21 protein-coding genes are annotated in these 25,079 nt (G+C 65.5%); 9 read left to right on the top strand and 12 right to left on the bottom strand.

Annotated features, from left to right (window positions below; translation table 11 throughout):
- Nucleotides 1-11 precede the first annotated feature (11 nt).
- Nucleotides 12-827, top strand: a complete 816-nt coding sequence (locus tag AC6I6X_RS15215) for an HD domain-containing protein (protein ID WP_497931397.1) — start codon at nt 12-14, stop codon at nt 825-827.
- 157 nt (nt 828-984) lie between these two features.
- Here the strand turns inward: AC6I6X_RS15215 and AC6I6X_RS15210 are convergent, their stop codons facing one another.
- Entirely contained in the window at nt 985-1,209 is a 225-nt protein-coding gene (locus tag AC6I6X_RS15210; protein WP_497931396.1) for a MarR family transcriptional regulator, read from the bottom strand.
- A 149-nt stretch (nt 1,210-1,358) separates the two neighbouring features.
- On the opposite strand from AC6I6X_RS15210, the gene AC6I6X_RS15205 reads away from it, so the two are divergent.
- Nucleotides 1,359-1,553, top strand: a complete 195-nt coding sequence (locus AC6I6X_RS15205) for a XapX domain-containing protein (protein WP_497931395.1) — start codon at nt 1,359-1,361, stop codon at nt 1,551-1,553.
- 18 nt (nt 1,554-1,571) lie between these two features.
- Here the strand turns inward: AC6I6X_RS15205 and AC6I6X_RS15200 are convergent, their stop codons facing one another.
- From AC6I6X_RS15200 to AC6I6X_RS15175, 6 genes are all read right to left on the bottom strand, one after another.
- On the bottom strand, nt 1,572-1,763 hold the full coding sequence (locus AC6I6X_RS15200) for a hypothetical protein (RefSeq protein WP_497931394.1): 192 nt from the start codon (nt 1,761-1,763) through the stop codon (nt 1,572-1,574).
- 90 nt (nt 1,764-1,853) lie between these two features.
- The gene (locus tag AC6I6X_RS15195) at nt 1,854-3,692 is read right to left on the bottom strand and encodes an FAD-binding protein (protein ID WP_497931393.1); all 1,839 of its coding nucleotides are present in this window, start codon (nt 3,690-3,692) and stop codon (nt 1,854-1,856) included.
- A 3-nt stretch (nt 3,693-3,695) separates the two neighbouring features.
- Complete coding sequence (locus AC6I6X_RS15190) at nt 3,696-4,568, bottom strand: succinate dehydrogenase/fumarate reductase iron-sulfur subunit (protein WP_497931392.1); 873 nt, start codon at nt 4,566-4,568, stop codon at nt 3,696-3,698.
- Nucleotide 4,569: 1 nt separating this feature from the next.
- Nucleotides 4,570-4,932 carry a succinate dehydrogenase/fumarate reductase transmembrane subunit gene (locus tag AC6I6X_RS15185; RefSeq protein WP_497931391.1) on the bottom strand — a complete coding sequence of 121 codons (363 nt, stop codon included), beginning with the start codon at nt 4,930-4,932 and terminating at the stop codon, nt 4,570-4,572.
- Nucleotides 4,933-4,934: 2 nt separating this feature from the next.
- A complete protein-coding gene (gene sdhC / locus AC6I6X_RS15180; protein ID WP_497931390.1) occupies nt 4,935-5,354 on the bottom strand; it encodes a succinate dehydrogenase, cytochrome b556 subunit in 420 nt (139 codons plus the stop codon).
- Between the two features lie 288 nt (nt 5,355-5,642).
- Complete coding sequence (locus AC6I6X_RS15175) at nt 5,643-6,725, bottom strand: succinylglutamate desuccinylase/aspartoacylase family protein (protein ID WP_497931389.1); 1,083 nt, start codon at nt 6,723-6,725, stop codon at nt 5,643-5,645.
- A 148-nt stretch (nt 6,726-6,873) separates the two neighbouring features.
- Between AC6I6X_RS15175 and AC6I6X_RS15170 the strand changes: the two genes are divergently transcribed.
- The 4 genes from AC6I6X_RS15170 to katG all read left to right on the top strand — a co-directional run bounded on the left by AC6I6X_RS15170 (nt 6,874) and on the right by katG (nt 13,195).
- Nucleotides 6,874-7,629 (top strand): GNAT family N-acetyltransferase, encoded by a 756-nt coding sequence (locus AC6I6X_RS15170; RefSeq protein WP_497931388.1) that lies wholly within the window; start codon nt 6,874-6,876, stop codon nt 7,627-7,629.
- Between the two features lie 298 nt (nt 7,630-7,927).
- Nucleotides 7,928-9,397: an oligosaccharide flippase family protein gene (locus AC6I6X_RS15165; RefSeq protein ID WP_497931387.1), complete on the top strand. Its 1,470-nt coding sequence runs from the start codon at nt 7,928-7,930 to the stop codon at nt 9,395-9,397.
- Between the two features lie 86 nt (nt 9,398-9,483).
- Nucleotides 9,484-10,824: a RimK family alpha-L-glutamate ligase gene (locus AC6I6X_RS15160; RefSeq protein WP_497931386.1), complete on the top strand. Its 1,341-nt coding sequence runs from the start codon at nt 9,484-9,486 to the stop codon at nt 10,822-10,824.
- Between the two features lie 229 nt (nt 10,825-11,053).
- On the top strand, nt 11,054-13,195 hold the full coding sequence (gene katG / locus AC6I6X_RS15155; RefSeq protein ID WP_497931385.1) for a catalase/peroxidase HPI: 2,142 nt from the start codon (nt 11,054-11,056) through the stop codon (nt 13,193-13,195).
- An 83-nt stretch (nt 13,196-13,278) separates the two neighbouring features.
- Here the strand turns inward: katG and AC6I6X_RS15150 are convergent, their stop codons facing one another.
- Complete coding sequence (locus AC6I6X_RS15150; RefSeq protein ID WP_497931383.1) at nt 13,279-14,583, bottom strand: DUF8593 domain-containing protein; 1,305 nt, start codon at nt 14,581-14,583, stop codon at nt 13,279-13,281.
- A gap of 263 nt (nt 14,584-14,846) precedes the next feature.
- On the opposite strand from AC6I6X_RS15150, the gene AC6I6X_RS15145 reads away from it, so the two are divergent.
- On the top strand, nt 14,847-15,464 hold the full coding sequence (locus tag AC6I6X_RS15145; RefSeq protein WP_497931382.1) for a DNA-3-methyladenine glycosylase family protein: 618 nt from the start codon (nt 14,847-14,849) through the stop codon (nt 15,462-15,464).
- A 50-nt stretch (nt 15,465-15,514) separates the two neighbouring features.
- Here the strand turns inward: AC6I6X_RS15145 and AC6I6X_RS15140 are convergent, their stop codons facing one another.
- The 3 genes from AC6I6X_RS15140 to AC6I6X_RS15130 form a co-directional block, all read right to left on the bottom strand.
- A complete protein-coding gene (locus AC6I6X_RS15140; protein ID WP_497931381.1) occupies nt 15,515-17,368 on the bottom strand; it encodes an L-aspartate oxidase in 1,854 nt (617 codons plus the stop codon).
- 176 nt (nt 17,369-17,544) lie between these two features.
- Nucleotides 17,545-20,094, bottom strand: a complete 2,550-nt coding sequence (locus AC6I6X_RS15135; protein WP_497931380.1) for a heavy metal translocating P-type ATPase — start codon at nt 20,092-20,094, stop codon at nt 17,545-17,547.
- Nucleotides 20,095-20,167: 73 nt separating this feature from the next.
- Nucleotides 20,168-20,914, bottom strand: coding sequence for a helix-turn-helix domain-containing protein (locus tag AC6I6X_RS15130; RefSeq protein ID WP_497931379.1), 747 nt, complete (start codon nt 20,912-20,914; stop codon nt 20,168-20,170).
- A 216-nt stretch (nt 20,915-21,130) separates the two neighbouring features.
- Between AC6I6X_RS15130 and ggt the strand changes: the two genes are divergently transcribed.
- Nucleotides 21,131-22,993 (top strand): gamma-glutamyltransferase, encoded by a 1,863-nt coding sequence (ggt, locus tag AC6I6X_RS15125; protein WP_497931378.1) that lies wholly within the window; start codon nt 21,131-21,133, stop codon nt 22,991-22,993.
- A 92-nt stretch (nt 22,994-23,085) separates the two neighbouring features.
- Nucleotides 23,086-23,553, top strand: coding sequence for a hypothetical protein (locus tag AC6I6X_RS15120; RefSeq protein ID WP_497931861.1), 468 nt, complete (start codon nt 23,086-23,088; stop codon nt 23,551-23,553).
- Nucleotides 23,554-23,872: 319 nt separating this feature from the next.
- Here the strand turns inward: AC6I6X_RS15120 and AC6I6X_RS15115 are convergent, their stop codons facing one another.
- Nucleotides 23,873-25,024: an acyl-CoA dehydrogenase family protein gene (locus tag AC6I6X_RS15115; protein ID WP_497931377.1), complete on the bottom strand. Its 1,152-nt coding sequence runs from the start codon at nt 25,022-25,024 to the stop codon at nt 23,873-23,875.
- Between the last annotated feature and the right edge of the window lie 55 nt (nt 25,025-25,079).

Genomic DNA, 25,079 nt, shown 5'->3' with positions numbered 1-25,079 from the left:
GAGGTGTGTTCATGAGCGATTCTGCCGACACTGAGTCCTCCGGCCGCATCTACGACCCTGACGACGACCACCCCTTCCCCGACGAGAAACTCAATCGCGTCCTCGCGTTCATCGACGAGGACGAGGAGATCCAGACCTATCTCGAGGCCCAGAACGTCAACGCCGTCGATCGGATGCGATACAACGATCACGGCAAAAAGCACATCGAGATCGTCCGCAACCGCGCGCTCTGCCTGTACGACCTGCTGAAAGCCGGTGACGTCGACTTCAACGGCGCGCGCCAGCAGGGACTCGCGGAGGAAGACGAGTCGGTCATCATCGCGCTGGCGGCCACCCTCCACGACGTCGGCCACGTCGTCCACCGCGACGAGCACGTCTACTACTCGATTCCGCTCGCGGCCGACATCCTCGATCGCGTCCTGCCCGAGTTCTACGACGTCGCCGAGCAGGTCCGCGTCAAGGGCGAAGTCCTCCACGCCATCCTCTGTCACCACACCGCCGAGAACCCCCTGACGACCGAGGCCGGAGTCATCCGGGTCGCCGACGCGCTCGACATGGAGAGCGGCCGATCGCGGATCCCATACGAACACGGCGGGCGCGGCATCAACACCCTCTCGAGCCAGGCGATCAGCCGCGTCTCGCTCCAGGAGGGCGACACCCGCCCCGTGATGGTCGAGATCGCCATGACCAACGCCGCGGGCGTCTACCAGGTCGACAACCTGCTCAAGGCCAAACTCCGGGGCTCCGGCCTCGAGGACGAGATCCGGATCGTCGCGGTCAACACGAACGAGAACCGCGAGCAACTCGTCGAACGGATCGAGCTGTGAACTACCCTGCCCTCCCCCGTTGAGGGGACCCAAAGGGTCCGCGATGCTCGGAAGGGCTCGCTCTTCCGTCGGGTCGCGGGACGCACCACTCGCTGCGGTGCATCTCGCTCCCGGCCAACAGGTTGGGGGTCGCGCGTCAGTCGATCGACACGACAGCTCAGGCGATCTCGAACCCGTCGTCGGTTCGTTCGAGGTGGCCCTCGTCGCGGAGGGTCCCGGTAATCGAGAGGACGACACCGCGACTGAGATCGAGGTGTTCCCGGAGCTCTTCGGCCGTCGCGCCGTCGTTGAGCGCCACGTAGAGATAGACCAGTTTGCCGCGCGCGGAATCGAGTTCCGCGGGAACCGAGACGTCTGTCCCCGGTGATGGTGACGAACCCATACCGAGAGATTCCGTCGCTGACAGGTATACCTTCTGCCTTCACCGATCGTTTCGACCGGTGATACGATAGTGCGCGATGGGTGCTAACGCGCCCCTACCCGGCAGGCGAGGCGCTTTTGTACCCGACGCTGCGAGTGAGCACGAGAACGATGTCGACGCACGTTACTCTCCTCGCGCTCCTGACCGGATTGGCCACGGGGGTCCTGTTTCGCTTTCTCAACGTCCCGATTCCGGCGCCGCCGGAACTCCCCGGTATCGTGGGAATTATCGGGATCTACGTCGGGTACAAGCTGATCGACCACTTGGACGTCGGGATCGATTTACTCGACGTACTCGGCGCGTAACGACAGCGGAGGCCCCGGTCAGGACGACTCGATCGCGAGCGACCCCTTCGCCAGGACCCAAATAACCAGCAGGATCGCCGCAGGAACGAGAATCGCGACGCCGACGGGAAACACGACTGGTGGTACGAACGCCCGGATCTGCAGGACGATGATGACGAGGAGGAGTCCGATAACGACGTTCAGTCGGCGAACGATTCTGTCGTCGCTCATCGACCAGAGATGGCCTGCACCGAAGTATAATTCTGCCGACGTCGATCGCAAGCGAAGCCAAACGACGATCGAAACGGTGGCCGAAATGCGTCAGTAACTGCGCTCTTTCGGCTCGTAGGTCTTCTCCTGGCCCTCGAGGATGACGGGGCGGTAGAAGACCGACGGCTCGCCGTCGTTCCACGAGACGAGCGTGTGCTTGAGCCACTCGTCGTCGCGGCGTTCCTGGTACTCCTGGCGCCAGTGGGCGCCGCGGAACTCGTTGCGCACGAGCGCGCCGATCGCGATCGTCTCGGCGACGTCGATCAGGTTCCGCGTCTCGTAGGTCATCTGCAGGTCCGTGTTGAACGTCCGCGAGGGGTCGTCGACGTAGACGTCCTGGTACTCCTCGCGGCACTCGCGGATGATCTTCAGCGCCTTCCGGATGCCGTCTTCGGTGCGGAACACGTTGACGTAGTCGGTCATCGCGTTCTGGAGTTTCTGGCGGATCTCCGCGTGCTGGACCCCCGTGTCCTTGTCCATGAGCCGATCGACGCGAGCGCGCTCCCGTTCGACGGCGCGCTCGAGCAGGCCTTCGGCGTCCGCAGTGACGCCCCCGTCGGCGGCGACGCCGTCGCTCGTGTCGATACCGGCGTTGCCGGGCGTCACCGGGAACTCGGTCTCGGTCTCGTCCTCGACGTCGTCGCCGTAGCCCGTCCTGATCTGGGCCTTGCCGAGGTCCTCGCCGGCGGCGTGGCGGCCGGCCCGCTTGCCGAAGACGATCAGTTCCGGCAAGGCGTTCCCGCCGAGGCGGTTCCCCCCGTGGACGGAGACGCAGGCGCACTCGCCGGCCGCGTAGAGGCCGTCGATGCAGCTCTGCCCGTTCTCGTCGACCTCGATCCCGCCCATCGCGTAGTGCTGGCCTGGCTTGACCGGCATCGGTTCGACGAGGCCGTCGACGCCCTCGAAGTCCTCCGCCAGGTGCAGGATGTTCTCGAGGCGGTCCATGATGCGCTCTTCCCCGAGGTGGCGCATGTCGAGGTGGACGTACTCGTCGTCGACGCCCCGACCCTCGGCGACCTCGGTGAGTTCGGCGCGGGCGACGACGTCGCGGCTGGCGAGTTCGCCGGAGTTGTTCGCGTAGCCGTGCTCGAACATGAAGCGTTCGCCCTCGCTGTTGTAGAGGATGCCGCCCTCACCGCGGACGCCCTCGGAGATGAGGACTCCCGTGGAGGGGAGCGACGTGGGGTGGAACTGGATGAACTCCATGTCCTCGAGGGGGACGCCCGCACGGTAGGCCATCGCGTGTCCGTCGCCGGTACAGGAGACCGCGTTGGTGGTGTGATCGAAGGCCTGACCGGGTCCGCCGGACGCGAGGACGACCCCCTGGTTCGCCTTGAACCCCTCGACCTTCCCGGACTGGACGTCGTAGGCGACGACGCCGTGACACTCCCGATCGTTCGGGTCCGGTTCGTCGCTCGTCGCGAGGTTCATCACGTACCACTCGTCGTAGACCTGGATGCCGCGCTTGACGACCTGCTCGTACATCACGTGGAGCAGGTGGTGGCCGGTCTCCGCGCCGGCGTAGGTGGTCCGCGGGTACGAGAGGCCGCCGAACGGTCGCTGGGAGACCCGTCCGTCGTCCTCCCGGGAGAACGGCATCCCCCAGTGTTCGAGGGTGATCGTCTCCTCGGGGGCGTCCTGCGCGAGGGTCTCGACCGCCGGGGCGTCGCCCAGGTAGTCCGACCCCTTCATCGTGTCGTAGGCGTGCAGTTCCCAGTCGTCGCCCTCCTGGAGCGCCGCGTTGATTCCGCCCTCCGCTGCGCCGGTGTGGCTGCGGACGGGGTGCAGTTTCGTGACGATCGCCACGTCGGCGCCCGCTTCGTGCGCTGCGATCGCAGCCCGGAGGCCGGCGCCGCCGGCGCCGACCACGATAACGTCGTGTTCGTACATAGATTACCAGAATTTCAGGTTCTTCTTGACGGCTTCCCGCTTGAGCTCCTGAATGTGCTCGGTGAGCGGGATGTCTTTCGGACACACCTCGGTACAGGAGAACTGGGTCTGGCACCGCCAGACGCCGTGTTCCTGCTCGAGAATGCGGAGTCGGTGCTCTTTGATCTCCTCGCTCTCGCGCTCGTCCATCGTGAACCGGTAGGCCTTGTTGATCGCCGCCGGTCCGAGGTACTGGTTGTCGCCGGCCGCGATGTTACACGAGGACATGCACGCGCCACACCAGATACAGCGCGTGGACATCTTGACCTTCTCGCGGTTCTCGCGGGACTGGCGCTGTTCTTCGAGGTCGCTCGCGTCGGGCGTGTCCTCGTCCTGGAAGTACGGCTCGACGGCGTGCATCTGGTCGTAGAAGTGGTCCATGTCGACGACCAGGTCCTTGACGACCTCCTGGTGTGGGAGCGGTTCGATGCGGACCGGTTGCTGGAGGTCCGCGATCTGGGTCTTACAGCCCAGCCGCTGCTTGCCGTTGACGAAGAAGGCGTCGGAGCCACAGACGGCCTGCCGACAGGAGTGTCGGAAGGTCAGCGACGAGTCGTACTCGTCGCGGGCGTAGATGACCGCGTCGAGGACGGTCATCCCCTTCTCGAAGGGGACGTGGAAGTCGTCGAAGCGCGGTTCCTGCTTCGCCTCGACTTCGGGGTCGTACCGGAACACCTTGATGTGTACCGTCTCTCCCTCGAGGTCGGCGTCGTCGACCGACGTCTGGTCGACCATGCCGCCCTCTTTCTCTCGTTCGTCGACCGGCGACTCCGCGCCTTTCATCTCCGGGTCTTCCGGTGCTTCCTGCGTCTCGGGTTCGGGTTGTTGCGTGCTCATGTTACCATCCCGCCATAGCGATCGCGACGTAGAGTCCCTGCACGACGAGTGCGACGCCTGCGACGACCAGCACGGCCAGCACCACCTTCTTCTGGGTGCCTTCCAGCCCCTGGTTGACGAGGGCGTTGTAGACGCCGTTGAGGCCGTGGAAGGCCCCGGCGATCAGGAACAGCACCATCGTCAGGAAGTATCCGACGTTCTCCATTCGGCCCTGCGTCAATGCAAAGGTTACGTCCGCCGCGTGGTTGACGAAGTGTAGTTGGAAGAAGTGGAACGCGAGAGCGACCACCAGAAACGCCGCCGTGATCCGCTGGAGGAGCCATCCCGTCCCGCCAGGGGTAAAGGAAGAGTATCGTTCCGCCATCGTTACACCCCCACCATGAAGGTCGGAACGCTGGCGACGGTGATCGCGCCCGTCAGCACCAGCGACGCGTAGAAACTCTTGTCCTGTGCCTCGAGGCCAACGCCGAGGTCGACCATCAGCAGGCGAAGCCCGTTCAGGATGTGGAAGACGGCCACCGCGAGCAGGCCGACCTCCATGATCCGAACGATGAACAGTTCCTCGAGCCCCTGGATCGTCGTCGTGTAGACGTCGGTCTCCGCCTGGATCGCCGATGCATCTCCCGCTGCGCCGATGGCGGTACTCAACACGGCGATGTGGGTAAACAGGTAACCGATCAGGATCCACCCGGTGAACTTGTGGAAGATCCACGCCCACATGCCGGCCGAGAACTCCTTCCAGCGACCGAAGTCCTCGATGAGACCGCGATTGTAAGACTGACTCATGCGCTCATGTGGAGGGTTTGAGCGTGGAGGTATAGAAGTTACTTTTGGCGCGCCGATTTCCCCGTTTCCGACGACAGTTGGTACTCGAAAGTCAGTAATTCCTGGCTCCCAAACCGAATCGGTTCGGGAACTGAACGTCAACCTGTCAGATGGTGTAGTAGACCGTCCCGTGCGCCGGTCGTGGCATCGAAACGGCGTCACCGCGCGCACCCGCGCGAAACGATGACGACTACGACTCTGCCCCCGCAACTGCTGACTCCCACCCAACGACTCTGCCCCTGCTGACTCTCACCCCCGCAACTGCTCGCGGGACTGCTCGACCGTCCGCTCGCGTTCGAGCGCGGTGTGCGTGTCCGGCGAGAGGCCCACGAGGTGACAGAGCGGGTTCCCGGGGTACACCACCGGATTCTCGAGCACGCCGACGATCAGCCCGGTAAAGGGTGCCTCGACCGTGACGATGTCGTCTTCCTCCTTGAACGGGTTCGTGATCGTACAGATCACCTCCCCTTCCTCGACGAGCGCGCCGCGACCGCGCTTCATGTCGACGATACCGCCCGCGTCCGCCCGCAGCCACGTCTTCTCGTCGTCGTCGTTGATGACGGTTCGCCACCCGGGCCAGTGGACCGAGGAGTCGGGGTGGAGGCCGAACTCGGCGAGAACGCTCGCGACTCCCGTCAGCGCCCGATCGATCAGGGCACGCTGGAAGCGGTGGGCTTCGCCCATCTCGATCGTGATCGTCGGTACGCCGGATACCGTCGCCTCGCGGCGGAGCGTCCCGGAGGGTCCCTCGCCCGCGATGACGACGTTGGAACTGAACGCGTAGGCGAGGCGTTCGACCAGCGGATCGTCCATGTTCGCCCGGACGTGGAGCATGTTGGTCCGGCCGCGCGTGGACGTGTGAAAGTCCAGACCGAGATCACAGGGTTCGATGAAGTTCGTGAAGATACGGTGGGCCATCCGTCTGGCGCTCGTCGATCCCTCGCGGCCGGGAAACGATCGGTTGAGGTCCCGATCGTAGATCGGCAGGTACCGCTCCTGGGCGAGAAAGCCGGGAACGTTCATCACCGGCATACAGACGAGGGTTCCGTGCAGGTCCGAGTGGTCCCAGTCGTGGGCGACCTCGCGCACGACCTCGATGCCGTTGAGTTCGTCGCCGTGGGCGGCCGCCGAGAGAAACATCGTCGGACCGGGGTGTTCGCCGTTGATCACCGTCACCGGAATCCTGACGGGGTCACCGAGGTAGGTCTCGCTGATGCCGTAGCGGATGTTGGCCGATTCGCCGGGATCGACCCGGCCCCCGTTGTACGTGAACGCGTCGTTCATGGGATCGGAGTCGCTCCCGCCGATCGGCGGATCGTCCGCGTCGCTCATACACGGTGGTCGGGCGGCAGCACTGAGAACGTTTCCGGTCGGTGGACGAATCGCTCCACCGAATCGGATCGACGAGAGCCGATCGGAAATCGGGGCGAATGTAACCCGCTGGGCATACGTTTAGTACGATGGCGTGCTATAGCCGCGCATGGAGATACGCGAGGCAACCGAGGCCGACGTCGACGAGATCCGGTCGATCGCGTCCGACTCTCTCAACTCCACGTACACGGACTTTCTCGACGAGGAGACGATCGCGGACGCCGTCGACCAGTGGTACGACGAGGACGCCCTGACCGACGCGCTCGCGGACGAACACGCGCTCTTCCTCGTCGTCGAGCGCGATGGCGAGATCGTCGGGTTCTCCCAGAGCGAACTGGTCGGGCAGCGATACGGCACGGGCCAGATCCTCTGGCTGCACATCGATCCCGACCACCGCGGGGGAGGCACGGGCGTGCGCCTCCTGGTTCGGACGCGCGAGAAACTGCTGGAGAAGGGCGCCGACCAGATTCAGGGGTTCGTCCTCGCGGACAACGAGGGCGGCAACGAGTTCTACGCGGATCACGGCTTTCAGCAGGCCGACCAGCGCGAGGTCGGGATCGGCGACGAGACGTTCACCGAGAACGTCTACGTCGAAGGCGACATCGAGAGCGGCGAGGAGTGGAGCGCGATCGACGAACTCGCGGTCGACGACGAGACGATCTACGTCAGTTACGGCGAAGCCGCCCGCGGCTCCAAGTCGCCGTTCTACGTCGCCTACGAGACGCCGGACCAGGAGGACCTCTACGGCTGGTTCTGCGGGAACTGCGACTCCCTCGACAACGCGATGGACACCATGGGTCGCATCCAGTGTAACGTCTGTGGCAACCGCCGGAAGGCGACCCGGTGGGACTCGTCGTACCTCTGACCGGCCCCGGTGCGTTCCGTTCTCCGATCTATCCGATCGCGATCGACACAGCGACGCCGCCAGCGACCCGTCCGATCCGCGTTCTACGTCCGGTCTTTCGCTCCGGATTCGTCCAGTGTAGGTGGACGTTACGGCACCCCTGAGACGGCGATCTCGCCGGGATCGCGGCTGTTGTGACTGCATTACGCGCGTTCGGGCTGCATTACAATTGCACACTCGCTCGATCCATCGGATCGACGGGTACTATCGACTCCCAGTCGGCCGCTCGCGAGTCCCGCAGTCGTCACAGTGCATTCGAATGAGTAGACAGGACCACATCGTTCACGGATTCAAGGCAACGCTCGTCGCTCGAGCCGTCTACATGCTTTCGAGCGCGCTCCTGATGTTTCTCCTCGCGCGGTACCTACTCGAACCGGACGGCTACGGCGCGCTCTACTGGGCGATCGGCATCCTCGCGATCGTCCAGTTGTTCGCGGATCTCGGGCTGGGCAAGTCCGCCGCGCGGTACATCTCGGAGTATCGCGAGGCGGACCCGGGACAGATACCGCACCTGTTGCGCACGACGATCGCGTTCAAACTCGTCTTGCTCTCAGTCGTGGCGGGCTCGCTGTTCGTGTTCCACGAACGGATCGCGATCCTGTTGCGCGATCCGGACGTCGCGCCGTTTCTCGCGGCCGGCGTGCTCTACGTCGTGGTCTTCTCGTTTAGCACCTTCACGCAGATCGCGCTCCAGGGGTTCAACCACCTCGGCTACAGCGCGACCGTCAAGGCGATCAGCGGGGCCGGACGGCTGCTCTTCGCGGTCGCCTTCGCCCTGCTCGGACTGGGCGCGCTCGGCGCATTCCTCGGCTACATCGTGGGGTACACGGTCGCGGCCGCCGTCGGCATGACCATCATCTATCTCGAGTTCTATCGAGACTACGAGCCCGCGATCGAGTACGAGGAAGGGCTCTCGCGGCGGCTGCTCGAGTACAGCGTTCCGCTGACGGCGACGCGGAGCGCCAACGTCATCGACAAGCGGATCGACGTCGTCCTCGTCGGCTTTTTCCTCTCGCCCGTCGCGGTCGCGTTCTACACCCTCGGGAAACAGATCACCGACTTCGTGCTCGCCCCCGCGGAGTCGCTCGGCTTTACGATCTCGCCGAACTTCGCCGAGCAGAAAGCGGCGGGCCAACTCGACGAGGCCCGGGAGATCTACGAGACCTCGCTCGAGCAGACGATGCTGTTCTACATTCCCGCGGCAGTGGGGCTCGCGATCGTCGCCGATCCCTTCGTCACGATGGTGTTCGGCCCGGACTACAGCGGCGCCGTGCCGGTCCTGCAGATCCTCTGTGGCTTCGTCGTCCTCATGGCGATCACCAACCTGACGAGCGACGGACTGGACTACCTCGGCCGCGCTCGCTCGCGGGCGATCGCGAAGGGTGCGGCATCGACCGCGAACTTCGGGCTGAACCTCGTGCTCATCCCGACGATCGGCGTGGTCGGAGCCGCGGCCGCGACGGTCGCGACGCACTCGTTCTACGTGGCGGTGAACCTCTACATCGTCCACAGCGAACTCTCGCTTCGCGTCTCACGCCTCGCGCGACGGATCGGCCTGATCTGTGCCATCACCGGCGTGATGGCCGTCGCCGTCCTGCTCGTGACCCCGCTGATCTCGAATCTGGCCATGCTCGTCGCCGCGATCGGGGTCGGGACCCTCACGTGGGCGGTCCTCGCCGTCGTGAGCGGTCTGGTCGATCCCCAGCAGGTCCGATCGGTCGTTACCTGATGGAGAACTGATAGATATCCGACAAATACGGGGCAGGCCTACGGGTAAGTGTTAATACTTATCCGCACAGTCGTCGTCGAAATAGTATGGCCGCCGATCCCGTTACTGTCGGGGTATTGAGTCTGCACACCAGCAAGGAAACGAAAGCGATACTCAACGCAGTCGAGGCCCTCGGCCACGACACCGAGTGGCTCCGGGCCGAGAACACGACGATCAGCGTCACCGACGGCAGCGTCGTGCTCGAACCGAACGTCGACGTGATCGCGAACCGGATGCTGCTGTCGAACACCGAACAACCCTGCGAGGAACTCGGCCTCGCGAACACGTTCTCCGGGCTGGTCCCCATGCTCAACGAGCCCGCGGCAGTGCTGACGGCAGTCCACAAGCTCTCGACGGCGACGGCCCTCGCGGCGAACGACGTCCAGACGCCGAACGTCACCCTCTCGCTCAGCAACGAGGGGCTCAACAGGGCCCGGAAGAACTACGGCGAAGAGGCCGTCTACAAGACCGCGATCGGGACGCACGGCGGCGGAACCTGGAAGATCGGCCCGGACGACCCGGTCAACGCGAAAGTCGGGAACAGGTACGCGTTCCTGCAGGAACTCATCGATCGCGAAGACGAGCGCCACCGCGACATCCGGGTCTACGTGGTCGACGGCGATATCGTCGGCGCGATGTACCGGTACGCACCGGACAACGACTGGCGGACGAACGTCGCCCTGGGCGGATCCGTCGAAAACGCGACGGACGAGCTTCCGGAGGAAGCCCGCGAGATGGCGCGTCGCGCCGCCGATGCCGTCGGGCTCGACTACGCGGGCGTCGATCTCGTCGAGAGCGACAACGGCTGGTTCGTCCTCGAGGTGAACCCCACAGCGGGATTCAAGGGCCTCTACCAGGCAACCGGGATCAGTCCCGCACCCACTATCGCCAGACTCGCGATCGAGCGCGCCGGCGGCGAGGTCGATCCGGACCGCGTAGCGGAGTTGTCGACCGTCCTCGACGATTCCCAGCCGTCGGCGCGACCGCCGGAGTCGTCGATATCGGAAGCGGAACCGTCGGTGATCGGGTACACGGAGGAGGTCGTTCTCGCGGGGACCAGCGGTTCGAAGTCCGTCCTCGCGAAGTCGGACACCGGCGCGACGCGGACGAGTATCGACACCAGCCTCGCGGCCGACATCGGTGCCGGACCGATCAAGTCGATCACCCGGATCAGGTCCGGAAGCAGCAAGACGGCAAAGAGCAGGCCGGTCGTCGACGTCGTCGTCGGCGTCGGCGGGAACCAGCACACGGTCACGGCGAGCGTCGAGGACCGCAGCCACATGGACTACCCCGTCCTGCTCGGCCGAGACATACTGGAGAACTACCAGGTCGACGTCAGTCGGCGGATCGACGCGGATGCCCCGGACACGCCCGAAGAGGAGGAATAGCGGGTCCCGCCGCCGCGCCGTCACCGGACGAGTACTGACGCTCGGGGCGGCCGAATCGCTGGCCTCGTTGCAACCCGCAATCGGTGACGTCTTCCGGCGGTTGTGCTGCGGGCACGGCGCGAACCACACTAACAAAAATTTATAGATGTATAAGATTCGTTTGGTCATAAAGAAGACTTCCTTTCCGAGTTAGACAATCTTAATAGGCGAAGGTAACAACTGCCTGATGATGATAGGTTCTGACCAAGACTGGTGGCCGAATCAGCTGGATCTGGAGATTCTCGATCAGAACGGCGAGCAGGTCGATCCGAGAGGCGAGGAGTTCGACTACGCCGAGGAGTTCGAGCAACTCGACCTCGACGAAGTGAAGGCGGACATCGAAGACGTGTTGACGACGTCCCAGGAGTGGTGGCCGGCGGACTACGGCCACTACGGGCCGTTGATGATTCGGATGGCCTGGCACAGCGCCGGCACGTACCGAACCAGCGACGGCCGCGGGGGCGCCGACGGGGGTCGACAGCGCCTCCCGCCGCTCAACAGCTGGCCCGACAACGCGAACCTCGACAAGGCGCGTCGTCTGCTCTGGCCGGTCAAGCGGAAGTACGGCCAGCAACTCTCGTGGGCCGACCTGATGATCCTGGCCGGGAACGTCGCGCTGGAGTCGATGGGATTCGAGACGTTCGGCTTCGGCGGCGGACGCGAGGACGACTTCAAGCCCGACAAGTCGGTTTACTGGGGGCCCGAGAACAAGATGGAGGAATCCGATCGGTTCAGCGACGCCGGGGAACTCGAGGAACCCCTGGGCGCCACCGTGATGGGGCTCATCTACGTGAATCCGGAAGGGCCGGACGGCGAACCGGATCCTGAGGCGGCGGCGGAACGAATTCGAGAGTCGTTCGGCCGGATGGCGATGAACGACGAGGAGACGGCCGCGCTCATCGCCGGCGGACACACGTTCGGGAAAGTCCACGGCGCCGACGACCCCGACGAGCACGTCGGCGCCGAGCCCGAAGCGGCCCCCATCGAGCAGCAGGGCCTCGGCTGGGAGAACGAGTACGGCGACGGCACGGGTCCCGACACGATCACCAGCGGAATCGAAGGGCCGTGGACGTCCGCACCGACCCGCTGGGACACCGGCTTCATCGACAACCTGCTGAACTACAAGTGGTGGCCCGAGAAGGGGCCCGGCGGCGCGTGGCAGTGGACCACGCAGGACGGCGAACTCGACGAGGCCGCGCCGGGCGTCGCGGATCCCGCAGAGAACGAAGACGTGATGATGCTGACGACGGACGTCGCCCTGAAGCGGGATCCGGACTACCGGGAGATCCTGGAGCGCTTCCAGGAGAACCCCGACGAGTTCCAGGACGCCTTCGCGAAGGCGTGGTACAAGCTGGTCCACCGCGACATGGGCCCGCCGGAACGGCTCCTCGGCCCGGAGGTGCCCGACGAGGAGATGATCTGGCAGGACCCGCTCCCCGACGCCGACTACGACCTGATCGGCGACGAGGAGGTCGCCGAACTCAAAGAGGAGATCCTCGCGTCGGAGCTCTCGGTCTCTCAGCTGGTCAAGACCGCCTGGGCGGCGGCGTCGACGTACCGCGACAGCGACAAGCGCGGCGGCGCGAACGGTGCCCGCATCCGCCTCGAACCCCAGCGGAGCTGGGAGGTCAACGAGCCGGATCAGCTCGAGACGGTGCTCTCGACCTACGAAGCGATTCAGGAGGAGTTCAACGGCTCGCGATCGGATGACGTGCGGGTCTCGCTCGCCGACCTGATCGTGCTGGGCGGCAACGCCGCCGTCGAGCAGGCCGCAGCGGACGCCGGATACGACGTCGCGGTGCCGTTCGAACCGGGCCGGACCGACGCCACGCAGGAACAGACCGACGTCGAGTCCTTCGAGGCGCTCAAACCCGACGCGGACGGGTTCCGTAACTACCTCCCGGGCGATCACGATCGTCCGGCCGAGGAGTCGCTGGTGAACAAGGCCGACCTGCTCGACCTGACGGCCGACGAGATGACGGTCCTGGTCGGCGGCCTGCGCGCGCTCGGTGCGACCTACCAGGACACGGAGCTCGGCGTCTTCACCGACGAGCCGGAGACGCTGAACAACGACTTCTTCGTGAACGTGCTCGACATGGGCTACGAGTGGGACCAGGTTTCCGAGGACAGGGAGGTCTACGAGCTGCGCGACCGCGAGACCGGCGAGGTCGAGTGGAAGGGCAGCCGCATCGACCTCATCTTCGGATCGCACTCCCGACTCCGCGCCATCGCGGAAGTCTATGGGTCCGAAGACGGCGAGGAGAAATTCGTGCAGGACTTCGTGGACACGTGGAGCAAGGTCATGAAGCTCGATCGCTTCGACCTCGAGTAACCGAGCCGCGGCGACCGTTCGGCGGACGGCCGCCGTCACTGCGGCCGTTCCACGGCAGGTCCGTTATCGGACGCGTGTGCCGATCACTCGCTGTAGATGACGACTTCGTCGTCCGTTATCTCTTTTATTTGTGACGCGTCGACCGGATAGTCCTCGTCACCGTGACCGCCCCAGTCGAGGCGTGCTTTGAGTCGATCCGTGAGGCCCGGTTCCGGATCGATGTACGCCGTCTGCCCTTCGACCTCGGCGACCATGCCGATCTGTTGGCCCGAATCGTCGATCACGTCCTTGCCCTGCTCGTCGTGGGTGAGTTCGATCGCCGCCGGCTCGGTTGCCTCGTCTGGCGTTCCCGTGCCGGTTCCGGTCTCGGTCTCAGCGCTTGTCATCGGTTCGCCGGCCGTGGTCTCGGTGGATTCGGCGTCCATCCCGCCGGCTTCCATCGCACCGTATTCCTCGACGTCGATGATCTCGCCCTCGATTACGTCGCTGGCGATCACCTCGGACTCGAGCAGTTCGGTCTCCTCGAGGATGTATCGCATCTCCACTTGCTCGCTCACTTCCTCCTCGACCGTTCGGCGCTCGATGAGTTCGCTCCGGACGGTATCGCCCTCGGTCCGCTGGCTCTGGATCACTTCCCGTTCGATCACTTCGTCGGCCATCACGTCCGAGCGGACGACGTCGCTTTCGAGGATCGATCGCTGGACGCTATCGAGTTCGATGTCCGTCTCGACCGCCTCGATCTCGTCGCGCTCGAGTTCCTCGTCCTGCTCGATGTCGACGTCGACGACGCGGCTCTCGACGGTGTAGCGTTCGATCTCCTCGATGGTTTCGAGGTAGGCCTCGTCGACGATCAGCTCGATGACGTCGTCGCTCACGAACTCGGTGTCGACGATCTCGCGGCTCAGGAGTTCGGAGTCGACGACCTCTCGCTCGACCATATCCGTGTCGACCACTTCGCTCTCGATCGTGTCCCGTTCAACGATCTCCTGTTCGATCACCTGTGTCTCGACGATTTCGGTCGTCACCGTCTCGCCGCGTCGGAGCGAGTCCTCGAGTTCGTCGCGACCCAGATCGGCTCGGTCGAACGCCTGCTCGCGCTCGACGATCTCGAAAAAGCCCAGCTCCTCGCCGGTCGGTTCTTCCTCGTGATAGACGAACACGAGGTCCTCGTCCTCGAACCGGTCGTTGAACTCGTCCCAGGTGTACTCCTCGTGTGTTTCGCCGATCTCGTCCCGGCGGGCGAACGAGTGGCCGTGGTCGTCGCTGTCCCGAACTCTGACGGGAACGGCGTCATGGGCCTCGGCCCACTCCCTGATCCGCTCGGGATCGGTTGTCATTCGTCGTTGTTCGGCTGTGCCTGTCTCGGTCGAAGATGTATCGTCTACCATCTCCCTAAGCGCTAGAACCGATCTGTACTTCAGTCAACAGGGCCGTCCCGTCGGTGTACTGTCTCGTTTCTCGAGACCCCTCTCGTGGCCTGCATAGTCGGGTGTGTAATTACGTCTTAGCCGGTCGATCCGACAGTCCTGCATACTTTTTCCGACGAATAAGAGCGTATTACACCGCTCGGTCCAGCCAATACATGTCGGAATGATGTCACGACTCGATCCGTCCGAACAACGCGCTTTTGATCGCTCGACCCTCTCCATCGATGACGATGGCCGATCCCGACTCCACCGCTCGCGACGCACCCGAGTCCGTCCTTCGAGAGGACCCCGTGCTGGCCGGCGTGATCGAGCGCCGCGAGCCACATCCGCTTGAGCCAGTCGCAAACGAGTTCGAGCGCCTTTGCGTGTCGATCATCAACCAGCAGCTCTCGACGGCAAGCGCCGCGGCCGTCCGCGAGCGCGTCTTCGAGGTTCTCGACGGCGAGGTCACTCCCGACACGGTGCTCGCCGCGTCTCGAGACGCACTCCGCGAGGCTGGCCTCTCGCGGACGAAAGTCGACTACGTCGAAAACGCCGCTCGCGCGTTTCAGGAACGCGATCTCACCCGTGCTGGCCTGGCCGAGTACTCCAACGAGGCAGTGATCGCCGAACTCACCGAGATCACAGGGATCGGCGAGTGGACCGCCAACATGTACCTCATGTTCGTCCTCGAGCGACCGGACGTGTTGCCGCTTGGCGATCTCGCGGTTCGACGAGGGATCGAGAGGTTGTACAACGACGGTGCGGACCTGACGCGAGCCGAGATGCGCGAGATCGCCGAACCGTGGCGGCCCTACCGGAGCACCGCGACGCGGTACATCTGGGCCGAATACGAGGCCTGACGGCGGTCCGGACGGCAACGCCCTCCGTCGGACTGCTCGTCTCGAGTCGGTTACTCGAGGTGGTGATAGTCGAGTTCGTACCCTTCCTCGAGGGCGTCGCGGACCGGCTCGCTCGGTTCGGCGACCCCTCGGCGTTGGATCGAGAGTCCGCCCTCGTCGGCGGCGACGATGAGGTTCTGTCGCCAGTTCGGATTCGTCTCCGAGTAATCCGTCCGGTAGTGTGCGCCCCGGGACTCGGTTCGCTCGAGGGCCGTGCGGAGCAACACCTCGGCGACGATGAGGCTCATCGAGAGATCGACGGCGTACTCGAACGACCGGGCGGTGCGGTCGCCGTCGACCCGGAGGTCAGCCGTTCGGGCGCGCAGGTCCTCGAGTCGGTCCAGTCCCTCGCGCAGGCCCGCCTCGTCGCGGAGGATGCCGGCGTGATTCCACAGCAACTCACCGAGATCCTCGAGCAGCGTCTCGGGCGTGACGTCGCCGTCCGAGGCGGCCAGTTCCGCGAGCGCACCGAACTCGCGTTCGGCCAGGGCTCGCTGGCCGTCGGTGATCGAGGGGTCGTGGTCGCCCGCAGCGACCTGCTCGCTGACGTGCTCGCCGACGAGTTTGCCGATCGCGACGGTTTCGGCCAGCGAGTTGCCGCCGAGGCGGTTTGCCCCGTGAACGCCCGCGACGGCCTCGCCGACGGCGTACAGTCCGTCGACGCCGGTCTCACCCGTTTGGAAGTCGATGTCGACGCCACCCATCGTGTAGTGGGCTGTCGGCCCGACTTCCATCGGCTCTTCCGTGATATCGACGCCGAGGCCCTCGAATCGCTCGACCATCGTCGGCAGTCGCTCGCGGATGTACTCGGGGTCGCGATGGGAGATGTCGAGATAGACACCGCCGTGTTCGGTCCCCCGCCCCTCGCGAACCTCCTGGGCGATCGCTCGTGCGACCACGTCTCTGGCGTCGAGTTCCATCTGGTCCGGCGAGTAGCGTTCCATGAAGCGCTCGCCCTCCGAATTGTAGAGTCGGCCACCCTCCCCGCGGACGGCCTCCGTCACGAGTCGACCGTCCCACTCGTCGCCGTAGCGTTCCCCGACCATTCCGGTGGGGTGGAACTGGACGAACTCGGTGTCGAGGAGTCGGGCGCCCGCCTCGAGCGCCAGCGCTTGGGCGTCGCCGTTGTTCTCGTCGTCGCGCGAGGAGTGGCGGTGATAGAGCGCCGAGAACCCGCCCGCCGCCAGCACGACGTGGTTCGTGCGAAACAGCAGCCCGCGGCCGGTTTCCATGTCGAACCCGATCGCGCCGTCGACCCGGCGGCCGTCCGAGAGCAGGCGGGTGACCATCACGTTCTCGCGGTACGGGACGTCGAGTTCCCGTGCGCGATCGATCAGCGTCTCGAGCATGGCTTCGCCGGTCCGATCGCCGACGAAACAGGTCCGGCGGTACGACTGGGCGCCGAAGTACCGCTGGTTGATCGCCCCGTCCTCGGTGCGATCGAACGCCATCCCCCACTCCTCGAGTTCGCGGATCCGATCGGGCATCCCCTTCGCGGTCAGTTCCACGGCCTCGGGATCGTTCAGGTGGTGACCTTCGTTCACCGTGTCCGCCGCGTGGATCGTCCAGTCGTCCTTGGGGTCGAGCGACCCGAGCGCGGCGTTGATTCCCCCGGCAGCCCACGTCGTGTGCGCGTCGCCGTGGTCGCGCTTGCCGATCACGAGCGGGTCGATCCCCGACTCCGCGAGTTCGATCGCCACCCGCGCCCCCGCCGCACCGGCCCCGATCACGAGCACGGGGGCCGTGACGACCTCGTAGTCCGGGTTGCGATCGTCGGTCCCGTCCGCGGCATCGAGTCGCCCCTCGACACCGCCGGTATACTCTCTCGTCGATGCTCGCTGGTCGATGGGCGGTTTTCTTGTCATCGATGTTATCTCGGTGCTGGACGGGTATAGGGTCGGTCCCAAACGACGCAATTCGGACTCTGCAGAAACTCTACCTGCTCCAGACGGGATTTTTGCTCGCCGGATCAGTGCTACCGGGCGGAGGCAGCCGATCGATCTTCCGGCGGTCGGCGATCCGCTAAAAACGAGACCTCGCGTTAGGCGTCCGTTCCGTCGCCTACGTCGGGCGATTCCGGCTCCACGTTCGCGAGTCGCATCGCGTTGCCCGTCACGCCGAGGCTCATCCCCATGTCGCCGACGACGACCGCGTGGATCACCGTGACGAGCCCGAACGGGACGCCGGCCGCGAGCACGGCCTTGACGGCCAGACTCGTCCAGATGTTCTGTCGGATGACCGCGTTCGCGTCCCCCGAGAGTTCGTAGAGGTAGGGGAGCCGGGAGAGGTCGTCGGCCATCAGGGCGACGTCGGCCGTCTCGAGTGCCGTGTCGGTCCCGGCCGCTCCCATCGCGATCCCGACGCTCGCGGTCGCGAGCGCCGGCGCGTCGTTGATCCCGTCGCCGACCATCGCGACGCGGCCGTGGTCGCCGTCGGCGTTCGCGTCCTCGTCCTCGAGTCGATCGATCCACGCCAGTTTCTCGTCGGGGAGCAGTTCGGCGTGGAACTCGTCGATGCCGACCTCGTTCGCGATCGCGCGGGCGGTCCCCTCGTTGTCGCCGGTGAGCATCACCACGCGGACGCCCCGCTCCTGCAGGCGCGAGACGGCCCACTTCGCGTCGGGACGGACGCGATCGGCGACGCCGACGACCCCGATCGGACCGTCCTCGGTGCCGACGACGACGATGGTCTTGCCGTCGGACTCGAGGTCGGGGACGACCTCCGCGAGGACGTCGACACAGCCGTCGCGCTCGCACTGGGACGCCGACTCGTAGCCCATCTCGGCGAGCGACGTCCCGCCGTCGGTAGTCGCGTGGACGTGTTCGAGGTCCGCGAGCCCGTCGAACAGGTCCGGCTTGCCGACGTAGTGGGTGGTTCCGTCGACGTCCGCGCGGACGCCTTTCCCGGTCAGCGCCTCGAAGTTCGAGACCTCGGGGTCGCTCACGGCGATCCCCCGTTCCTCGGCGTAGCCGACGATCGACTGGGCGATCGGGTGCTCGCTCCGGCGCTCGACGGCGCTCGCCCGGCGGAGAACCTCGGCCTCGTCCGCTCCCTCGAGCGGAATGACGTCCGTAACCGAGAGGTCACCCTCGGTCAGCGTCCCCGTCTTGTCCACCGCGAGCACGTCGCTCTCGGCGACCGCCTCGAGGTGCCGTCCACCCTTGATCAGCACGCCGTTGCGGGCGGCGCTCGTGATCCCCGACACCACGCTGACGGGCGTCGAGATGACGAACGCGCAGGGACACGCGATGACCAGCAACGTGAGCCCCCGGAGGAACCACGTGTTCCACGACCAGCCGGCCAAAAGCGGCGGCACGAACGCCACCGCGACCGCGAGCGTGACGACGATCGGCGTGTAGACGCTCGCGAACCGATCGACGAACTGCTCGCGCTCGGTCTTCTCCCGCTCGGCGTCCTCGACCATGCGGACGATCCGCGCGAGCGTCGAGTCGTCTGCCTCGCTCGTCACCTCGAGCTCGAGATACCCCGACTCGGGGATCGTCCCGGCGTAGACCTCGTCGCCGACTGCCTTGTCGGCCGGGACGCTCTCGCCCGTGATCGGAGACTCGTCGATCGCGCTCTCGCCCTCGCGGACGACGCCGTCCGCGGGGATCTTCTCGCCCGGCCGGACTACGACGCGGTCCCCGGGTTCGATCGCCTCGGCGGAGACGGTCTCTTCGGTCCCGTCATCGCGTTTGACGGTCGCGGTATCGGGCGAGAGGTCCATCAACTCCCGAAGGGAGTCGCGCGCGCGGTCCATCGAGAACCGCTCGAGCAACTCGGCGATGCTGAACAGGACCGCGAGCGTGGCCCCCTCGAAGGGGTGGTGGGCCGCCACCGACGCGAGGATGCCGACCGCCATCAGGAGGTCGATATCGAGGCTCCGGTTTCGCGCCGAGTAGTAGCCGTTGCGCAGGATCGGCACGCCGGCGATAGCCGCGGCCGCGATGTACAGCAGCGCGGAGAGGTGGTAGGTCCGGCCGATCACCGAGAACAGCGCCGGATCGGCGGCCGGAACCAGGAACTCGAGGACCAGACCGGCGCTCAGGACGACGGCACCGACGCCCGTCGCGACGGCCCGTCGACTCCGCCAGATCAACTCTTCGCTCCCGATCCCGTCCCGGTCGCCGTCGATCGCCTCCGCCTCGTAGCCGGCGCCTTCGATCGCGTCGACGACGGTTTCGGCGTCCGTCCCGCCGGTCACCGAGACGGTGACCTGTCCCGACGCGGGTCTGGTCTCGATCTCGTCGACGCCCTCGGTCGCGTCGAGGGCGTTCTCGACCTTGGTCGCACAGGACGGACAGTCCATTCCGGGGACCGATACCGACAGTTCCCCGGCGTCGTCGACGATCTCGTAGCCGGCCGCACGGACCCGCTCGCGGACCTCGCGCTCGCTCACTTGTGAGGGGTCGTACTCGACGACGAGGCGGCCGCTCGTCACGCGCGGTTCGAGGGCCTCGATCCCGTCGAGTCGCTCGACGCTGTTCGTCACCTTGCCCGCACAGGACGGACAGTCCATCTCCGGCACGCGCAACTCGAGCGTCCGACTCGAGTCCGCCGACCTGGAGGGCTCTGGGGTGGACTCGTTCATCACCTGGGACTAGCGGTCGGATCCATATACGGGTTATTTGGCGCACGCCAACTTCGGCCGATCGCCGCCCGGGTCAGAGATTCGCGGCCAGCGTCTCGATCGGCTCGTTCACGTCGACGAACGCCGTCGCGAGGGTGGCTTCGGCGCGCCGAAGCCGGTAGGAGAGCGTCGATCGAGGCACGTCCAGCCGGTCGGCGAGGTCCGAGAGTTCGATCCGGCGGGGCGTCTCGTAGTAGCCGTGTTCGACGGCCGCCTCGAGCGCCGCTCGCTGTTCGGCGGGCAGCGCCTCGCCGGGATCGACGCTCGTCCGATCGGGATCGAGTTCGGTCAGGCGCAGCACCTCGATGCCCGTACACTCGCCGACCTCGTCGCCGAGCGCGTCGAAGAAGTCGTGGACCGGCGCGTCGCTCGCGAGGACGATCCGCCAGCGGTAGCGCCGGCCCTCGCGGTAGGTCTCGAACAGCAGGCCCTCGCCGAGGTGCTCTAGGGCGACGTGGGGAACCGAGGTGCAGACCTCCGTTCGGTCCCAGTAGGTGTAGACGACCAGCGTCCCGTTCGATCGATCGAGCACCTGCGTCTCGCAGTCCGCGCCGCAGTCGTCTTTCACGAGACAGTCCGCGCAGTAGTCGGCGTTCTCGTAGGCGCGCTCGAGCGCTTCGAGCGCCTCCGGAGATCCGGTCGCGTGGTCGACCCGCCAGAGGCTGTCGCTCGTGACGTGACACGACAGCGATCGGACCGACGTGTCGGGATACTCGGCGAGCACGTCGGCGACCGGGTTCGTTCCCGGTTCGTACTCGAGGGTGAAGACGAATTCTCTCATAACTAGTGCACACGCGGTCACCCGGAATAGGGTTCCCGGTCACTGCCCGACACGACGATCCAGTTCGCCCGACCGATCGCTCCGCGAACGGCCCACCTCGATCGGAACGAAGTCGAGCCACAGCCGACCGTTCTGTTGGATCGGGATCACCTCGTTTTCAGCACGTGATGTCTGACGCGACGTTCATTGCTTCGTCACAGTACTTTGTTCGTGCCTATGGCGGGAAGATACAATACGTCGAACGGACGACAACAAGATTGCCTCGACGGGAGCGGGCGGCGAATCGATCGCCGTCGGTTCCTCGCTCTTACCGGGACGACGGCCGGCGCACTGGCGGTCGGATCGAACCCGGCAACCGCCGACGCGGAGTACCAGGAGGTCACGGACGTCTCCGGGTTCCGTTGCGACCACCCGCAGTTCACCTGCGGCCAGGAGGTGACTGCCGCGGACGGGATGGTCTCGACGGTCGATCCGATCGCGGGCGGCGTCGCGGCGCGCGTCCTCCGGGAGGGCGGGAACGCGGTCGACGCCGCGATCGCGCTCCAGTACGTCCTGACCGTCACGCAACCCCACGGGTCGGGTATCGGCGGCGGCGGGTTCATGGTCGTCTACGACGCCGCGTCCGATTCGGTCGAGATCGTCAACTGCCGCGAACGCGCCTCTCGGGGCGCGGTTCCGGAGATGTTCCTCGACGAGAACGGCGAGGGGATCCCCTTCGACGCCGCGATCCAGACCGGTGAGGCGATGGGCGTCCCCGGCACGGTGATGGGGCTCGAGACCGCCCGCGAACGCTACGGCAGCCGGCCGCGCGGGCGACTGATCACCCCCGCGATCGAACTCGCCCGCGACGGGTTCACCGTCGACTGGTTCCTCGCCGAGCAGATCGCGAACAACACCTGGAAGTTCAACGACGCGGCTCTCGAGACCTTCAGCGACGAGAACGGGACCCTCTACCGGGAGGGTGACACCATGACGAACCCGGACCTCGCCGAGACCCTGGCTCGTATCAAGCGCGGCGGGGCCGAGGCGTTCTACGAGGGACCGATCGCCGAGGACCTCGCGGCGGAGATCCAGCGCCACGCCCGGGAGTCCGAACACGCCGTCGACGAGGACGACCTCGCGGCCTACGACGTGACACACGAAGATCCGGTTCGCAAGGAGTGGTACGACGTCGAACTCGTCGGGCAGCCGCTCCCGAGTTCCGGCCCCTCCGTCGTGGCGATGATCCTCCGGATGCTCGAGTTCCTCGACATCGACGAGTACGACCTCCGATCGCCCGAGATGTACCACCTCATCGCCGAGGCGACGGTCGTCGCGTGGGGCGATCGCATGGAGTACATGGGCGATCCCGAGTTCGTCGACGTTCCCATCGACGGCCTGCTCTCGGACGAGTACCTGCGAGAGCGCGCGTCGATGATCGAACTCGGATCGTCGGTCATGGAGGACACCGAGGGCTGCTTCGGCGGCGGGGACCCCCTGAAGTACGACACGGGCGGTCACACGACCCACTTCTCGGTCGTCGATCGGTGGGGCAACGCCGTCGCGTACACGTCGACCATCGAGCAGTTCATGGGCTCGGGCAAGATGGTGCCCGGTCGCGGCTTCATGATCAACAACGAACTCACGGACTTCGACTTCCAGCCGGGCGGCCCGAACGAGCCGGAGGGGTGGAAGCGCCCGCTGAGCAGCATGAGCCCCACGATGGTCCTGAACGACGGACGGCCGGAGTTCACCGCCGGCTCCCCCGGCGGCTGGTCGATCATCTCCACGACGCTGCAGACGATCCTCTACCGGTACGTCTACGGGCTGGACCCGCTCGAGGCAGTGACGGAGCCGAACGTCTACACCCACTGTTACGGTAGCGTCGGCTGGGACGACGGCGTCCCGGAGGAGGCTCGCGAGACCTCCGACGAGTGGGGCCTGAACTGGGACGACGAACCGAGCACCCTCGGTAACGTGCAGGTCATCGACATCGACGAGGACGAACTCACCGGCGCGGCCGATCCGAACCGGAGCGGTCAGGCCGTCGGCCTCGATCGACCCGGACGCGGCGGGGGAACGAGCCGCGGTCGCGACTGAAACGGCGTCGTCCCCGGCCCAACCGGTCCCCAGTGACCACGGCCGACGCGCACGAACGGATTTCCCTCCGGAGAACGTACGTCGATCCGATGATGTCGCCGACGATCGGGAGCCGGATTCGGGACTTCTGGTCCTTCTACCGCCGGTACACGGCTACGGCGATTCACACGGCCGCGACCGCGGCGCTAGCGATTTTCGGCATTCTCGTCTTCGTCGATCCGTGGTTCGCGGCGCTCGCGATCGGCTCGTACGTCCTTCCGCCCGTCGTCCTGTACGTCTTCGAGCCCAGTTTCGTGCCCGCGACGGAAACCACGTCGCCGAACGAGTCGGGTCCCGGCGAACCGGAGCGATCGGCGACCGCTCGCTCCCACACGCGCGGCGTCGATCGACGACCGACGAGTAGCGGGACCGGAGACACCGACACTGATTCCGATCGGATCGGTGGCGACACTGATTCCGATTCTGATCGCGATGATGGAGATACCGATTCCGATACCGAGGGCAGGGACACCGACTCCGATAGTGACGACGGAGATTCCGATTCCGACAGTGACGGATGACGGAGACCGATCGAGAACGAGGGCGTCGCTGATGGCCGAGAGCGTGCTCGGCGATTCTCGCCGAGCACGCGATTCGGGGGAGGACAGGCAGTGTCTCCTGCCCTTGTACCGCGAGCGAGTCCGAAGGACGAGCGAGCGGGCCGACGACTGATGTGACCGAGCGACTGCAAGGAGCGAGAGAACGGAGGAAGGAGGCTTTTCATCGAAGCTGAGCGGGATCGAAGATCCCGCGAGGTCCAAAAGAGCGCTTCGCGCTCTTTTGAAGATTTTGCCGAGTGCGGTCGCCACAGGCGACCGCACGCAGAGCAAAAGTTCGTCTCTAGAAACCTTTGCCGAGCAGTTCGCGGGCGATGACGTTCTTCTGGATCTCCGTGGTGCCCTCGTAGATCTGGGTGATCTTGGCGTCGCGGTAGAAGCGTTCGACCGGGAAGTCGTTGACGTAGCCGGAGCCACCGTGGATCTGGACGGCCTCGTTGGCGACGTCGACGGCGACGCGGGAGGCGTACTCCTTGGCCATCGAGGCGAGTTTGGTGATGTCGTTGCCCTGGTCGACGTTCCAGGCGGACTTGTAGGTCAGGTTGCGCGCGGCCTCGGTGTCCGTCGCCATCTCGGCGAGTTTGTGCTGGATCGCCTGGAACTCGCTGATCGACTGGCCGAACTGTTCGCGGTCCTGAGCGTACTCGAGGGCGGCGCGGGTCGCACCCTTCGCGATGCCGACGCCCTGCGCGGCGACGGCGGTCCGCGTTTCGTCGAAGAACTGCATCTGCTGCATGAACGCGGCGTCGCGGGTGCCGACGAGGTTCTCCTCGGGCACGCGCACGTCGTCGAAGATGAGTTCCGCCGTGTCGGAGGCGCGGATGCCGAGTTTGCCGGTGATCTTGTCGGCCGAGAAGCCGTCGCGATCGGACTCGACGATGATCTGGCTGAAGCCGTTGTAGCGACCCTCGGCGTCGGGGTTGGTCTTACAGAGGACGACGAAGAAGTCGCCGACGGTCCCGTTGGTGATCCACATCTTGTTGCCGTTGATCACCCACTCGTCGCCGTCCTTCTCGGCCGCGGTCGAGACCGAGGAGACGTCCGATCCGGTGTCGGGCTCCGAGATCGCGGCGCCGGAGATCTTTTCGCCCATCGCGACGGGCTCTAAGAAGCGTTCCTTCTGATCCTCGGTCCCGAAGTTCATGATCGCCTCGCAGCCGAACGAGGTCGAGACGATCGAGAGTGCGATACCGGGATCGTAGGAGAACAGTTCCTCCGTGATGATCGCGGTGTCGAGGATGGAGTAGCCCGCGCCGCCGTACTCCATCGGGATGTACGCGCCCGTCAGCCCCATCTCGGCGGCCTTGTCGACGACATCGTGGGGGTACTTCTCCTCCTCGTCGTACTCCTCGGCGACGGGTTCGATCTCGTTTTCGGCGAAGCGTTGCACTTCTTCCCGAATTTGCTCCTGTTCTTCGGTGAGTCCGAATTCCATGGACGATCGTTATCATGCCACCGATAAAGTCCTTTGTAACCAGGAGTAAACAGAA

It is taken from the genome of Halosolutus sp. YCN4, assembly GCF_059736495.1.
This window is presented reverse-complemented; position numbering and strand designations above follow the sequence as displayed.